Origin of the sequence: Serratia marcescens subsp. marcescens ATCC 13880, from assembly GCF_017299535.1 — a bacterium.
Lineage (GTDB): Bacteria > Pseudomonadota > Gammaproteobacteria > Enterobacterales > Enterobacteriaceae > Serratia > Serratia marcescens.
On sequence record NZ_CP071238.1, the window covers coordinates 2,804,142 to 2,818,751 of the forward strand.

Consider the following 14,610-nt stretch of genomic DNA (forward strand, 5'->3'; position numbering starts at 1 on the left):
AAGGTGTTGAAACCCACTTTATCGGCGGTGGCCCCCTTCAGACGGCGTTCACGGCGCCAAAAAATCCTCCACCGCCCACAGCACCGCGTCAGGCCGTTCCAGAATGCCGAGGTGCGTGCGGGCCTCCCCTAAACGCACCACGGAGAAAAACGGCTGCTCGGCGGCAAACGCCTGCTGTTGCCGCAGGTAGTCGTCGCGGCGATCCAACGAGTAGATGTGCCGGCACGGCGGCGGCGCGCTCATGCCCGCCAGGCGTTGCAGCGGCGAGCCGTATTGCCGATAGGCCTGTTCGATGGCCACGCCGGCGGCACGCCAGAGCCGGTAATCTTCCTGCGCCATCTCGACCTCCAGATGGCGTTTGACCCGATCGTGGCGGATGCCGCCCTGCCAGAAGTCGAACAAGGCGTCGCGCGCCGCCAGCCACTGCTGCGGCTGCTGCATGCGGCTCACCGCCGTAAAGAACGCCGGCTCCGGCTGCGTCATGATCCAGTCGAGAAACACCATGCCCCGCACCCGCTGCGGCAACGCTTCGGCCAACGCCACCGCCAGCCAGCTGGCGTGCGCCACCGACAGGGTGACCGCGTTATCCAAACGCAGCGCCGTCAGCAGTTGGCGCACATCCTCCAGCAAGTCGTCCGCCGTCAGCGACATCTCCGTGGCTTTTGACGACAGGCCATGGCCGCGCCAGTCGATGCTGATCACCCGATAGCGTTCGGCCGCCAGAGCGATGAACGGCTCAAACACGGTTTTCGGTTCGCACCAGCCGGGCAGCAACACCAACGTGAGCGGCCCTGAGCCGATATCCTGATAGTCGAGCATCATGTTGGCACTGTGAAATGCGGTCATATTACCTCCTGCGCGTCTCTCCCCGACCCGTTCGGGGAATACCGACGGGGATAAGGTGACAGCGCAGCAGGTATTGATCTATTGAAGTTCGTGCGGAAAGTCCCCTGGCCGCACCTTATGAAAAAATGCGCACTAATTGGAATGGGAACTTAATGGCGCACGCAGGGATAGGCGGCGCTTAACGCCAGCATGATCACCGACGGTGCGGAATAATGCAGTTGCTCAGGATGCTCGTTCAAATACTGCATCACCGCGTCGGCGGCTACGCCGATGCTCATCCCGGCTTCCGGGCAGATATTGCGATTGCCCTGCATGGAATAAGTATCGAATACGCCGGCGACGTATCCCATGAACATGCCGCCATTCAGCGCTTCGGCCACGGTGGCTTCACCGCTTTTATTTTTTACGTAACCGCCGGATTCCGCCAGCAAACCGCTGCCTGAATAAAACCCCGCATTTGCCATTGAGGAAAATAATAAGGCCGCTAAAAAAGAAACCTGTTTAATCATTGCTGCGCATCCTGCCCATTATCAATTCTGAAGTAGTCAAGAATAGCGGCTTTCACGCGAAATAGCCTCGCTTCAGCCGATTTTCAGACAATGGGCAGGGTGGCAACCTTTTACATCAGCGGAAAGGCGCCGCGTCGCCCGCCCCTTCGCGCACCACTTCCGGCGTGGATTCGGTCAGATCGATAACCGTGGTCGGCTGTTGGCCGAGGAAGCCGCCGTGGATCACCAGATCGACCACCTTGCCCAAATGATCGCTGATCTCTTCCGGATCCGACTCGGCAAAATCATTGCCCGGCAGCATCAGGGTGGTGGACATCATCGGTTCGTTCAGCGCCTCCAGCAGCGCCAATGCGATCGGGTTCGACGGCACGCGCAGACCGATGGTTTTGCGCTTTTCATTCATCAGGCGGCGCGGCACTTCTTTGGTCGCTTTCAGAATGAACGTGTAGTGGCCCGGCGTATTGTTTTTGATCAGGCGGAAGGCCGTATTATCGACGTGCGCATAGGTCGACAATTCGGACAGATCGCGGCACATCAGGGTAAAGTTGTGGTTGCCGTCCAGTTGACGGATGCGGCAAATGCGTTCCATCGCCGCCTTCTCTTCCAGCATGCAACCCAGCGCGTAGCCGGAATCGGTGGGATAAACGATCACTCCGCCCTTGCGCAGCACCTCGACCGCCTGGTTAATCAAACGCGGCTGTGGGTTGTCCGGATGAATATAAAAAAGCTGACTCATGACTTGCTCCTAAAATAATGCCCGCGCGCGTTGCCACGCGCGTAAAATCAGACCGCCTGGCCCGGTTGCGGCCAATCGCGCCACACTGGCTCGACGCCGCCCGGCAGCCACAGCTTGCGCCCCAGTTCGATCCACGAACAAGGTTGATGGAAATCAGAGCCTTGCGAGGCCAACAGGTGGTAGTCCTGCGCGTATTTCGCCAGCTGCGCGCGCTCATGCGGCGCCTGCTGACACTGCGCCACTTCCATGGCGTCGCCGCCGTGTTCGGCGAAATGCGCCAGCAAACGTTTCAACCACTTCGCGGTCAGATCATAACGGCCGGGGTGCGCTATCACCGCCTGGCCGCCCGATTGATGAATCGCATCAATGGCTTGTTCTATTGTACACCACTGCGGCGGCACGTAGCCGGTTTTGCCTTTGGCCAGATATTTCTTGAACACCTGCGCCATGTTGTCCGCCACGCCAATCTCCACCAGATAACGGGCGAAATGGCCGCGGGTCACCGCACCGGCCCCCGCCAACCGCTGGGCGCCGGCATAGGCGTCGGGAATGCGCGCTTTACCCAGACGTGCGCCGATCTCCTGCGCGCGCCGATGGCGACGTTCGGTTTGTTCCGCCAATAGCGCCACCAGCGCCGGGTGCGCGACGTCCACGCCCAACCCAACGATATGAATTTCATGATTTTCCCATAGCGTCGAGATCTCCACCCCGTTGACCAGCCGCAGCGGCAACGCCTGCTCCGCAATAGCGGCGGCGGCCTCAGCCAAGCCTGCGGTGGTGTCGTGATCGGTGATCGCCAGCACGCCCACGCGCATCTCTACCGCCCGCAGCACCAGCTGCGTCGGCGTCAGGTAGCCGTCGGAGGCGGTCGTGTGGCTGTGGAGGTCGTACAGAGTAAAAGCGATGGATGGGGGGTTACTGTCTGTCAAAACGGCTATCCGGCAATGGCTTGGTTTTCTATCATACCCGCGATCGGCGGCCGGACGGAAATCTATTCTGCGCCAGGCAGACGATGAATAGAATTCACGCTGACCGCTAAAACATTGTGCAAAAAGAGGGTTGACTTTGCCCTCACGAACCAGTTAACTAGTACACAAGTTCACGGCAACGGCCGTGTTGGATGAGAGTTAACAAAGAGAGTCTGCAAATGAACACATACATTTCTCTTCACGGTTGGTGGCGTACCTCCCTCTTGCGGGCGGTGTAATCGCGCATAGCTGTCATCTGACAATGCAGATTTCCTGAGCCCGCACCTGATGCGGGCTTTTTTATGGACAGAATTCACTGGAACCACCGATGATGAACACCAAACCACAACTGACATTGCTGAAGGCGCAAGCCAGCTACCGGGGCGATCCCACCACCCTTTTCCACCAGCTGTGCGGCGCCCGTCCGGCCACCCTGCTGCTGGAGTCGGCGGAAATCAACAGCAAACAGAATCTGCAGAGCCTGCTGGTCATCGACAGCGCGCTGCGCATTACCGCACTGGGCCACACCGTCAGCGTGCAGGCGTTGACCGCCAACGGTGCGGCGCTGCTGCCGCTGCTGGACGAAGCGCTGCCACCTGAAGTCCGCAATCAGGCGCGCCCCAACGGCCGCGAACTGACCTTCCCGGCGATCGACGCGGTGCAGGACGAAGACGCCCGCCTGCGTTCACTGTCGGTGTTCGACGCGCTGCGCACGCTGCTGACCCTGGTGGACTCCCCGGCGGACGAGCGCGAAGCCGTGATGCTGGGCGGCCTGTTCGCCTACGATTTGGTCGCCGGGTTCGAGGACCTGCCGGCACTGCGCCAGGATCAACGCTGCCCGGACTTCTGCTTCTATCTGGCGGAAACCCTGCTGGTGCTGGATCATCAACGCGGCTCGGCCCGTCTGCAGGCCAGCGTCTTCAGTGAGCAGGCGAGTGAAGCGCAGCGTTTGCAGCATCGCCTGGAACAGCTGCAGGCTGAGTTGCAACAACCCCCGCAGCCGATCCCGCACCAAACGCTGGAAAACATGCAGCTGAGCTGTAACCAGAGCGACGAAGAGTACGGCACGGTGGTCAGCGAGCTGCAGGAAGCGATCCGCCAGGGCGAGATTTTCCAGGTGGTGCCGTCGCGCCGCTTCACCCTGCCGTGCCCGGCGCCGCTGGCGGCCTACCAAACCTTAAAAGACAACAACCCCAGCCCGTACATGTTCTTCATGCAGGATGATGACTTCACCCTGTTCGGCGCTTCGCCGGAGAGCGCGCTGAAATACGACGCGGGCAATCGCCAAATCGAAATCTACCCGATCGCCGGCACTCGCCCGCGCGGCCGCCGCGCCGATGGTTCGCTGGATCTGGATCTCGACAGCCGCATTGAGCTGGAAATGCGCACCGACCACAAAGAGCTGGCCGAGCACCTGATGCTGGTCGATCTGGCGCGCAACGATCTGGCGCGCATCTGTCAGGCCGGCAGCCGCTATGTGGCCGACCTGACCAAGGTGGACCGCTATTCATTCGTCATGCACCTGGTTTCCCGGGTGGTGGGCACCCTGCGCGCCGATCTCGACGTGCTGCACGCCTACCAGGCCTGCATGAACATGGGCACCCTCAGCGGCGCGCCGAAAGTGCGGGCGATGCAGCTGATCGCCGCCTCCGAAGGCACGCGCCGCGGCAGCTACGGCGGCGCGGTGGGCTACTTCACCGCCACCGGCGATCTGGATACCTGCATCGTCATTCGCTCCGCCTACGTTGAAGACGGCATCGCCACCGTGCAAGCCGGTGCCGGCGTGGTGCTGGATTCCGTCCCGCAGGCGGAAGCCGACGAAACCCGTAATAAAGCCCGTGCCGTGCTGCGCGCCATCGCCACTGCGCACCATGCCAAGGAGGTGTTCTGATGGCCGATATCCTGCTGCTCGACAACGTCGATTCCTTTACCTACAACCTGGTCGATCAGCTGCGCGCCAGCGGCCACCAGGTGGTGATTTACCGTAATCAGATCGCCGCCGAGGTGATCATCGAGCGTCTGCAACAGATGGAACAGCCGGTGCTGATGCTATCGCCCGGCCCCGGCACGCCGTCCGAAGCGGGCTGTATGCCGGAACTGCTGCAGCGTCTGCGCGGCCAACTGCCGATCATCGGCATCTGCCTCGGCCACCAGGCGATCGTCGAAGCCTATGGCGGCCAGGTCGGCCAGGCGGGCGAGATCCTGCACGGCAAAGCCTCGGCGATCGCTCACGATGGCGAAGGCATGTTCGCCGGCATGGCCAACCCGCTGCCGGTGGCGCGCTACCACTCGCTGGTCGGCAGCAACATCCCGGCCGATCTCACCGTCAACGCCCGCTTCGGCGAAATGGTGATGGCGGTGCGCGACGACCGCCGCCGCGTGTGCGGCTTCCAGTTCCACCCGGAATCGATTCTGACCACCCACGGCGCGCGCCTGCTCGAGCAGACCCTCGCTTGGGCGCTGGCGAAGTAATATAAGGAACACGACGATGCAACCTATTCTTGAGAAACTGTACCGCGCCGAGTCGATGAGCCAGCAGGAAAGCCAACAGCTGTTCAGCGCCATCGTGCGCGGCGAGTTGGAGCCGAGCCAACTGGCGGCGGCGTTGATCAGCATGAAAGTCCGCGGCGAGCGCCCGGAAGAGATCGCCGGCGCCGCCAAAGCGCTGTTGGACGACGCTCAACCGTTCCCGCGCCCTGACTATCTGTTCGCCGATATCGTCGGCACCGGCGGCGACGGCACCAACAGCATCAATATTTCCACCGCCAGCGCCTTCGTGGCGGCGGCGTGCGGCGCGAAGATCGCCAAACACGGCAACCGCAGCGTTTCCAGCCGTTCCGGCTCTTCGGATCTGCTGGCGGCGTTCGGCATCCGCCTGGATCTGCCGGCGGAAGAAGCGCGCAAGGCGCTGGACGATCTCGGCGTGTGTTTCCTGTTCGCGCCGCAGTACCATACCGGCTTTCGTCACGCCATGCCGGTGCGCCAGCAGTTGAAGACCCGCACGCTGTTCAACGTGCTGGGCCCGCTGATCAACCCGGCGCGCCCGCCGCTGGCGCTGATCGGCGTTTACAGCCCGGAACTGGTGCTGCCGATTGCCGAAACCCTGCGCGTGCTGGGTTATCAGCGTGCGGCGGTGGTTCACGGCGGCGGCATGGACGAGGTGGCGATCCACGCTCCGACGCACGTAGCGGAATTGAACAACGGCGAAATCAGCAGCTACCAGCTCACGCCGCAGTCCTTCGGATTGGAAACCTATCCGCTGGAAGCCTTGCTGGGCGGCACGCCGGAAGAAAACCGTGACATTTTGGCGCGGCTGTTACAAGGTAAAGGCGAGCCGGCGCACGCCGCGGCGGTCGCGGCCAACGTCGCGTTGCTTCTGAAGTTATTCGGACATGAAGACCTGCGCCAAAATGCGCGGCAGGCACTGGATATGATCAACAGCGGGCAGGCCTATGAGCGTGTCATCGCACTGGCGGCAAGAGGATAAATGATGCAGGAAACCGTGCTACACAAGATTGTCCGCGACAAAGCGCAATGGATCGCGGCGCGACAACAGCAACAGCCCCTGGCCGGCTTTCAGAACGACATCGTACCGAGCGAACGCAGCTTTTATCACGCGCTGCAAGGCACCCGGACGGCTTTCATTCTCGAATGCAAGAAGGCCTCGCCTTCCAAAGGGCTGATTCGCGAAAACTTTGATCCGGTGGAGATCGCCACGGTGTATAAAGATTTCGCCTCGGCGATCTCGGTGCTGACCGACGAGAAATACTTCCAGGGCAGCTTCGATTTCCTGCCGCTGGTCAGTAAAACCGTCAGCCAACCGGTGTTGTGCAAAGACTTTATCATCGATCCGTATCAGATTTACCTGGCGCGCTACTATCAGGCCGATGCCATCCTGCTGATGCTGTCGGTGTTGACCGACGACCAGTATCGCCAGCTGGCGGCGGTGGCCCACAGCCTGAATATGGGCGTGCTGACCGAAGTGATCAGTGAAGAAGAGCTGCAGCGCGCGATCGCGCTGGAAGCGCACGTGGTCGGCATCAATAATCGCGATCTGCGCGATCTGAGCATCGATCTGGACCGCACTCGCCAACTGGCGCCGCGCGTGCCGCATGGCGTGACGGTGATCAGCGAGTCAGGCATCAACAACTATGGGCAGATCCGCGAGCTGAGCCATTACGCCAACGGTTTCCTGATCGGCAGCGCGCTGATGTCTGAACCCGATCTGCGCGCCGCCGTGCGCCGCGTGATCCTGGGCGACAACAAAGTGTGCGGCCTGACCCGTCCGCAGGACTCCGCCGCCGCCTATCAGGCCGGCGCCATCTACGGCGGGCTGATTTTCGTCGGCCGTTCGCCGCGCTATGTGGACATCACCCGCGCCCGCGAAGTGATTTCCGGCGCGCCGCTGAAGTACGTCGGCGTATTCTGCGACGCCCAGGTCGAGACCGTGGCGTTGACCGTTGAGCGCCTCGGTCTGCACGCGGTGCAACTGCACGGCGCGGAAGACCAGGCCTATATCAGCGCCCTGCGCGCCCGCTTGCCGGCCAATTGCCGCATCTGGAAAGCGCTGAGCGTGAAAGATCGGGTGCCGGCGCGCGATCTGCAGCATGTCGATCGCTACCTGCTCGACAACGGCGCCGGCGGCACCGGCCAACGCTTCGACTGGTCGGTATTGCAAGGCGAAGATCTGACTAACGTGATGCTGGCGGGCGGCCTGCGCGCCGACAACTGCGTCGAAGCGGCCAAGCTCGGCTGCGCCGGGCTGGACTTCAACTCCGGCGTGGAAAGCGAACCGGGCATCAAAGATCCCGCGCGCCTGGCCTCGGTCTTCCAGACCCTGCGCGCCTACTGAATACGGCTCTATATTAATAACGGATAATAACGGGAACTCTCATGACGCTGCTTAACCCCTACTTCGGCGAATTTGGTGGCCAATACGTGCCGCAAATTCTGATGCCGGCCCTGAAACAACTGGAAGAAGCCTTTGTCAGCGCCCAGCGCGATCCGGAATTTCAGGCGGAATTTATCGATCTGTTGAAGAACTACGCGGGCCGCCCGACGGCGCTGACGCTGTGCAAAAACCTCACCGCCGGCAGCAACACCAAGCTTTATCTGAAGCGTGAAGATCTGCTGCACGGCGGCGCGCACAAGACCAACCAGGTGCTGGGCCAGGCGTTGCTGGCCAAGCGCATGGGCAAAACCGAGATCATCGCAGAAACCGGCGCAGGCCAACACGGCGTCGCGTCGGCGCTGGCCTGCGCGCTGCTCGGCCTCAAATGCCGTATCTATATGGGCGCCAAAGACGTCGAGCGCCAGTCGCCGAACGTGTTCCGCATGCGGCTGATGGGCGCGGAAGTGATCCCGGTGCACAGCGGCTCCGCCACCCTGAAAGACGCCTGCAACGAAGCGTTGCGCGACTGGTCCGGCAGCTATGAAACCGCGCACTACATGCTCGGCACCGCCGCCGGCCCGCATCCGTACCCGACTATCGTGCGTGAATTCCAGCGCATGATCGGCGAAGAAACCAAAGCGCAGGTGCTGGAGCGCGAAGGCCGTCTGCCGGATGCGGTCATCGCCTGCGTCGGCGGCGGCTCCAACGCCATCGGCATGTTCGCCGACTTTATCGATGATGCCGACGTCGGGCTGATCGGCGTGGAACCCGCCGGTCTGGGCATCGAGACCGGCCAGCACGGCGCGCCGCTGAAGCACGGCCACGTCGGCATCTACTTCGGTATGAAAGCGCCGATGATGCAGACCGCCGAAGGCCAGATTGAAGAATCCTATTCAATCTCCGCCGGGTTGGACTTCCCGTCCGTCGGGCCGCAACACGCCTTCCTGAACAGCATCGGCCGCGCCGAATACGTGTCGATCACCGACGACGAAGCGCTGGAAGCGTTCAAGGCGCTGTCGCGCCATGAAGGCATCATCCCGGCGCTGGAATCCTCGCACGCCCTGGCGCACGCGCTGAAAATGATCCGTGAAACGCCGCAGAAAGAACAGATCCTGGTGGTCAACCTGTCCGGCCGCGGCGACAAAGACATATTTACCGTTCACGACATTTTGAAAGCACGGGGAGAAATCTGATGGAACGTTATCAGCAACTGTTCAAACGCCTGGAAAGCAACAAGGAAGGCGCCTTCGTCCCGTTCGTGACGCTGGGCGATCCTAATCCAACGCTGTCGCTGCAGATTATCGATACCCTGATCGAAGCCGGCGCGGACGCGCTGGAGCTGGGCATCCCCTTCTCCGATCCGCTGGCGGATGGCTCAACCATCCAGAGCGCGACGCTGCGCGCTTTCGCAGCCGGCGTCACGCCGACCCAGTGCTTCGAGATGCTGGCGGCCATCCGCCAGAAGCACCCGACCATTCCCATCGGCCTGCTGATGTACGCCAATCTGGTGTTCCATAAAGGCATCGATGCGTTTTACCAACGCTGCGCCGAAGTGGGCGTGGATTCGGTGCTGGTCGCCGACGTGCCGTTTGAAGAGTCTGCGCCGTTCCGCGCCGCCGCCGCTCGCCACGGTATCGCACCGATCTTCATCTGCCCGCCGAACGCCGATGACGATCTGCTGCGTGAAATCGCGTCGCACGGCCGCGGTTACACCTACCTGCTGTCGCGCGCCGGGGTGACCGGCACCGAAAGCCGGGCGCAGCTGCCGTTGCATCACCTGGTGAACAAGCTGCGCGAGTATCACGCCGCGCCGCCGCTGCAGGGCTTCGGCATCTCCGAACCCGAGCAGGTGAAGGCGGCGCTGCAGGCCGGCGCCGCCGGCGCGATCTCCGGCTCGGCAATCGTCAAAATCATCGAACAGCACCATGCCGACCCGGCGGAGATGCTGACCAGGCTGGCGGCCTTCGTCAGCAATATGAAGCGCGCCACCCGGGCGTGATCCTCTTTAGCGAGCGCCCTGCCGGCGCTCGCTTTAACAGCTTGTTTCCCCTCAAAGTTTGTTCCATTTATTTACATCAAAAATTTGAACAAACCCAGGTCTTGTCTCACAATGAACGTTGTTCGCTATGCATTTCTTCGTTTGATTTGGGGAATGCGCTCGCTGCGGCGAAAAACCGTAGCGAATTTCAACCATAACATTGCATGGAGAGTAATTTATGAAGCTGTTTAAAGCCCTTTCAGCCTTGTGCATGGCAGCCGTTGTGGCGGTCGCGGTGAGCGCTTGCGCGCCGACGGCAAAATCAGAGGGAACAGGCGGTTATATCGATGACACCGTGGTCACCACCAAAGTGAAATCGGCGTTGCTGGCGGATAAAAACATCAAGTCACGCGAGATCAGCGTAGAAACCTTTAAAGGGCGCGTACAGCTGAGCGGCTTCGTGACCTCCAGCGATGACGCCAACCGTGCGGTGCAGGTCACACGCGGCGTGGCCGGCGTGAAATCGGTTGAAAACGTGATGCAGGTTAAATAATACCGACACAGGGAGGCGCAACGCCTCCCTGCTTGCGGCCTTCATCAGAAGCGGTAACCCGCCCCGAACATGAACACCCACGGATCCAGACGCGTATCGAAGCTGTGGTGCCCACCGTTCGCATCGTTGAAGCGAGTTTTGGTTTCGATGTTCATCCACCACACCGACATGTTCAGCATCCAGTGCTCATCCAGGTTGTAATCCAGGCCGGCCTGCGCCGCCACGCCCCAGGAATCTTTCAGATCGAGGTCGCTCAACCCGGCGCTTTTGCCGTAGTCGTTGAACTTCTCGTCGAAGAAGGTGGTGTAGTTAACGCCGACGCCCAGGTAAGGACGCAGTTTGTCCTGCTTGTCGCCGAAATAGTATTGCGCCATCAGCGTAGGCGGCAGTTGGTGAACGGTCGCCAAATCAGTGCCGCCCAGCGTCACCTTGTGGCGGAATGGCGTTGCGGCCAACAACTCAACGCCGATGTTGTCCGTCACCATGTAACCGAAGGTCAGACCGAGCTGAGTGTTGTTTTTCGCATCCAGCGAACCTAACCCCAGTACGTTGTCCGAACCTGCATTTGGACGCACCGTCGCGGTGCCCGCGCGGAACAGGAAATCACCGGCCTGATGCGCACTTGCCAACATAGGCGCCATCATCGTCGCCAATACCATCAGAGTTGTCTTTTTCATTATCCATTCCATTTGTGTGGTTAATCGCTCGAGGGGGAATATACCTACTTTCGGGTATTTGTGATCCCATCGAGATCACATCTTATGTGTAAAAATTTAAAATCCCACTAAAAACAAGGTTACCTAACCGTCTAATAAATCAAGGATTGATCTGCATCAAAAAAACGATTTTGTTGCAAATTATCTACATGTTCAAATTTCTGTTGCGGAGAAAAATGCGGCTGAGGTAATTTCATTTTCCGTGTTGGTTTTGGTTGGTGCCGTGAGGAGTCGGTGGGCAATCAAGATGAGCGAAATCCTTAATCCCTGTGTCAGCTGCGGCGCATGCTGCGGTTATTTTCGAGTGTCATTCTATTGGGCCGAAGCCGAAGACGGCGGCGGCACCGTTCCCCTTTCCTTAACAGAGCCTTTGACCCCATTCCTGCGCTGCATGCAGGGGACCAACAGCAAGTCCCCCCGCTGTACCGCGCTGGACGGTGAAATAGGTAAAGCCGTTTCCTGCTCGATCTACCTTAATCGGCCCAGCCCGTGCAGGGAGTTCGATCAGTCCGGTGAAAACGGCCTGCGCAACGAAGCCTGCGATCGCGCCCGGGAACGCTACGGCCTGCCGCCCTTGCCGGTGCCCTTGCCGCTATCGCTGTCTGACGCGACGATCGTTGAAGAAATAGGCGTAGTGCAATTCGCGGGGTGCCACAGCGGCGTGGAACAGGGTACAATCACCCACTGATTTATCTCTGTTTTCCCGACGCCAAGGAGTCTGCATGCCTATCACGGCCAACGCTTTGTACCGTGACAGTTTTAACTTTTTACGCAACCAACTGGCCAGCATCCTGATGCTGGCTTTGTTGACGGCGTTTATCTCCGTGCTGCTGAATCAGGCCTTCAGCCCTGATGCCGAACAGTTGGCGACGCTCGCTGCCACCACCAGCGATTTTGCTTCGTCTACCGGCATGGGCATTCAGGAAGTGATCCAGCAGATGACGCCGGAACAGCAGATGGTGTTGCTGAAAGTGTCGGCGGCCGCCACCTTCTCTGCGCTGGTCGGCAACGTGCTGCTGGTCGGCGGGATGCTGACGCTGATCCGTCTGGTGTCGCAAGGGCAACGCACCAGCGCCCTGCGCGCGCTCGGCGCCTCGGCACCCGACTTGCCGCGCCTGCTGCTGCTGCTGTTTATCTGCACCCTGCTGATCCAGCTCGGCCTGACGCTGTTTGTGGTGCCGGGCGTGCTGATGGCGATCGCCTTCGCGCTGGCGCCGGTGATCGCCTCCGTCGATAAAAAAGGCGTGTTCGCTTCGCTCAAGCTGAGCAGCAAATTGGCCTTCGCCAACGCGCGCGTGCTGGTGCCGGCGATGATGCTGTGGCTGGCGGCCAAGCTGCTGGTGCTGTTCCTGGTGAGCCATCTGTCGGTGCTGACGCCGAACGTCGCCAGCGTGGTGCTGACCGCGTTGAGCAATCTGGTCTCCGCTCTGCTGCTGATCTACCTGTTCCGGCTGTATATGCTGCTGCGCGGCTAACGCCGGCGTCAGCAAAAACCAAGGGGCGCGCTTCGGCGCGCCCCTTTTTTTGTTTACCCCACCACGGCGGCTTCCGCCTGCTCCTTACTCTGAATCAGCTTCAGCGCCAGATACAGATCCGGCACCAAAATCAACTCTTTATCGCGCCCTAAGCGGTTGATGCGGAACCAACGCGTCAGCTCGGTGCGGCGCCCCGCCAGCACCAGCTTTACGTTACGCTGTAACAGGTCGCGTTTCAGTTCGTCGATGGCCGCCAGCACGCTGATATCGGCATGGGTGAAACTGGCCACCGCATCCACCACCACCCAACGTGGCTGGAACGGCGTGCCGTCCACCAAATTGAGGATACGGCGTTTAAAATACGCCACGTTGAAATAGGTCAGCGGCGAATTGAAGCGATACATCATGACGCCAGGTACCGCCTTCACCCCATTGTTATTGCCCATGGAATGGATCATGCCTTCATCGTTGACGCCCAGCAGCTGTTCCGTCGGCCGGAAGACGGTGCGCAGAAACTGCATCAGCCCCAGCAACACCGCCAGCCCGATGCCGCTGATCACCCCCACCAACAGCACGCTAAGGAAGGTAAATAGCGCCAGGCGAAACGCCTGCGCGTTGCGACGGCGCAAGATCCAGATGCCACGGATGTCCAGCAGCGACCAGGCCGCATACATCAGCACCACACCCAATCCCGCCACCGGAATAAACTGCAGCGGCGCCATCAGAAACAGCAAGACAAAGGCGATGACCGCGGCGGCGATGATCGACACCAGTTGGCTCTTGCCGCCGTTGGCATCATTCACCGCGGTGCGCGAATCCGCGCCGCTGATGGCGAAACCTTGCGACAGCGCAGAGACGATATTCACCAGCCCCAGCGCGCGAAACTCGGCGTCGGCGTTCACCTCATAACCGTTTTTGGCGGCGAAGCTGCGGGCGGTGAGCATCATGCTGACAAAGCTCACCACCGCCAGGTTAAGCGCCGGGATCACCATGTCGCGCAGCAAACCGGGCTGGAAGTCCGGCCACTGGACGATCGGCAGCACGCCGCTGAAACCGCCCACCGTCACCACGCCATGCTGCTGCAGGCCGCCCGCCCAGGTCACGAACGCCGCCAGCACGATAGCGAACAGCGGCGCCGGCCAGTTAGGCCGCCATTTTTTAAATCCAAGCAGCGTCACCAGCGTCAGCAACGACACCGCCATCGTCAGCCAGTCGCTGTGCAGCAAGTTACCGGGCAGCGCGTAGATGCGCTCGATCAGCTGTGCCGGGCGCACCGTGAACCCCAACACCTTGCCGATCTGATCGACAATAATGGTGATCGCCACCCCGTTCAGCAGCCCGCTGAGGATCGGCCGCGACAGCAAATCCGCCAGCGCCCCCAGCTTGAACCGGCTGGCCAGCAGGCACCAGCCGCCCATCATGGCGGTCATCATAATGGTCAGTTGCCAATGGCGTTCCATATTGCCCGCTGCCAGCGGCGTCACCACTGCGGCGATCACCGCGCAGGTGGCGGCGTCGGGCCCGACGATCAGCTGGCGCGACGAGCCGAACAGCGCGTAGGCCATCATCGGCAAGATACAGGAGTAGAGCCCCACTACCGGGCTGACCCCGGCCAGTTCGGCGTAGGCGATAGCCACCGGGAGGGCGACGGCGGCGACGGAAAGGCCGGCGCGAATATCCGGCTTGAGCCAGCTGCGTTGATAGCCCAATAAATGCGTCAAACCAGGCGTCAGGGCCTGGAGAGATTTCCACTGCATGTTGTTTTCCGCGGTAAATTATCTGGTTATTATGACGTTTACTATGCGGCCTGCGGCCCGCGCTGGCAATCTGCCGGCGCTTTCTTGCGTAAGTTTATGCAAATTCCTGCTTTCGCGGCAGAAATCCGCCGGCCAAACGCCGATAATCGGCAACGCCCGGCGGTACACAGAGCTCGCCGAA

13 protein-coding genes, 1 pseudogene and 1 other annotated feature are annotated in these 14,610 nt (G+C 60.8%); of the genes and pseudogenes, 8 read left to right on the forward strand and 6 right to left on the reverse strand.

Going from position 1 to position 14,610, the window contains the following annotated elements; all coding sequences use genetic code 11:
* Nucleotides 1–48: 48 nt before the first annotated feature.
* The 4 genes from J0F90_RS13345 to rnm all read right to left on the reverse strand — a co-directional run bounded on the left by J0F90_RS13345 (nucleotide 49) and on the right by rnm (nucleotide 3,020).
* Nucleotides 49–846 carry an alpha/beta fold hydrolase gene (locus J0F90_RS13345; RefSeq protein ID WP_033640137.1) on the reverse strand — a complete coding sequence of 266 codons (798 nt, stop codon included), beginning with the start codon at nucleotides 844–846 and terminating at the stop codon, nucleotides 49–51.
* Between the two features lie 149 nt (nucleotides 847–995).
* Complete coding sequence (locus tag J0F90_RS13350; protein ID WP_016927523.1) at nucleotides 996–1,355, reverse strand: Rap1a/Tai family immunity protein; 360 nt, start codon at nucleotides 1,353–1,355, stop codon at nucleotides 996–998.
* Between the two features lie 115 nt (nucleotides 1,356–1,470).
* Nucleotides 1,471–2,091: an L-threonylcarbamoyladenylate synthase gene (locus J0F90_RS13355; protein WP_016927522.1), complete on the reverse strand. Its 621-nt coding sequence runs from the start codon at nucleotides 2,089–2,091 to the stop codon at nucleotides 1,471–1,473.
* Nucleotides 2,092–2,138: 47 nt separating this feature from the next.
* Nucleotides 2,139–3,020, reverse strand: coding sequence for an RNase RNM (gene rnm, locus J0F90_RS13360; protein ID WP_016927521.1), 882 nt, complete (start codon nucleotides 3,018–3,020; stop codon nucleotides 2,139–2,141).
* 239 nt (nucleotides 3,021–3,259) lie between these two features.
* Nucleotides 3,260–3,363: a sequence feature (Trp leader region), on the forward strand.
* 24 nt (nucleotides 3,364–3,387) lie between these two features.
* Here rnm and J0F90_RS13365 point away from each other — a divergent pair.
* From J0F90_RS13365 to J0F90_RS13395, 6 genes and pseudogenes are all read left to right on the forward strand, one after another.
* Nucleotides 3,388–4,950 (forward strand): anthranilate synthase component 1, encoded by a 1,563-nt coding sequence (locus tag J0F90_RS13365; RefSeq protein WP_033640136.1) that lies wholly within the window; start codon nucleotides 3,388–3,390, stop codon nucleotides 4,948–4,950.
* Nucleotides 4,950–6,546 (forward strand): annotated as a pseudogene (trpD, locus tag J0F90_RS24695) (bifunctional anthranilate synthase glutamate amidotransferase component TrpG/anthranilate phosphoribosyltransferase TrpD). Before J0F90_RS13365 ends, trpD begins: the two are co-directional and overlap by 1 nt.
* A 3-nt stretch (nucleotides 6,547–6,549) precedes the next feature.
* Nucleotides 6,550–7,911: a bifunctional indole-3-glycerol-phosphate synthase TrpC/phosphoribosylanthranilate isomerase TrpF gene (trpCF, locus tag J0F90_RS13380; protein WP_195757907.1), complete on the forward strand. Its 1,362-nt coding sequence runs from the start codon at nucleotides 6,550–6,552 to the stop codon at nucleotides 7,909–7,911.
* A 41-nt stretch (nucleotides 7,912–7,952) separates the two neighbouring features.
* A complete protein-coding gene (gene trpB / locus J0F90_RS13385; RefSeq protein ID WP_033640132.1) occupies nucleotides 7,953–9,143 on the forward strand; it encodes a tryptophan synthase subunit beta in 1,191 nt (396 codons plus the stop codon).
* A complete protein-coding gene (gene trpA / locus J0F90_RS13390; protein WP_033640131.1) occupies nucleotides 9,143–9,949 on the forward strand; it encodes a tryptophan synthase subunit alpha in 807 nt (268 codons plus the stop codon). The genes trpB and trpA overlap by 1 nt, the downstream gene beginning before the upstream one ends.
* Nucleotides 9,950–10,166: 217 nt before the next feature.
* Nucleotides 10,167–10,481, forward strand: coding sequence for a BON domain-containing protein (locus J0F90_RS13395; protein ID WP_033640130.1), 315 nt, complete (start codon nucleotides 10,167–10,169; stop codon nucleotides 10,479–10,481).
* Nucleotides 10,482–10,525: 44 nt separating this feature from the next.
* On the opposite strand, the gene ompW is transcribed toward J0F90_RS13395, so the two are convergent.
* A complete protein-coding gene (gene ompW, locus J0F90_RS13400; protein WP_016927514.1) occupies nucleotides 10,526–11,158 on the reverse strand; it encodes an outer membrane protein OmpW in 633 nt (210 codons plus the stop codon).
* 286 nt (nucleotides 11,159–11,444) lie between these two features.
* On the opposite strand from ompW, the gene J0F90_RS13405 reads away from it, so the two are divergent.
* Together J0F90_RS13405 and J0F90_RS13410 are read left to right on the forward strand one after the other, a co-directional pair.
* Entirely contained in the window at nucleotides 11,445–11,885 is a 441-nt protein-coding gene (locus tag J0F90_RS13405; protein ID WP_028127465.1) for a YkgJ family cysteine cluster protein, read from the forward strand.
* A gap of 34 nt (nucleotides 11,886–11,919) precedes the next feature.
* Nucleotides 11,920–12,672, forward strand: coding sequence for a YciC family protein (locus J0F90_RS13410; RefSeq protein WP_016927513.1), 753 nt, complete (start codon nucleotides 11,920–11,922; stop codon nucleotides 12,670–12,672).
* Between the two features lie 53 nt (nucleotides 12,673–12,725).
* On the opposite strand, the gene J0F90_RS13415 is transcribed toward J0F90_RS13410, so the two are convergent.
* Entirely contained in the window at nucleotides 12,726–14,429 is a 1,704-nt protein-coding gene (locus J0F90_RS13415) for a SulP family inorganic anion transporter (RefSeq protein WP_016927512.1), read from the reverse strand.
* Between the last annotated feature and the right edge of the window lie 181 nt (nucleotides 14,430–14,610).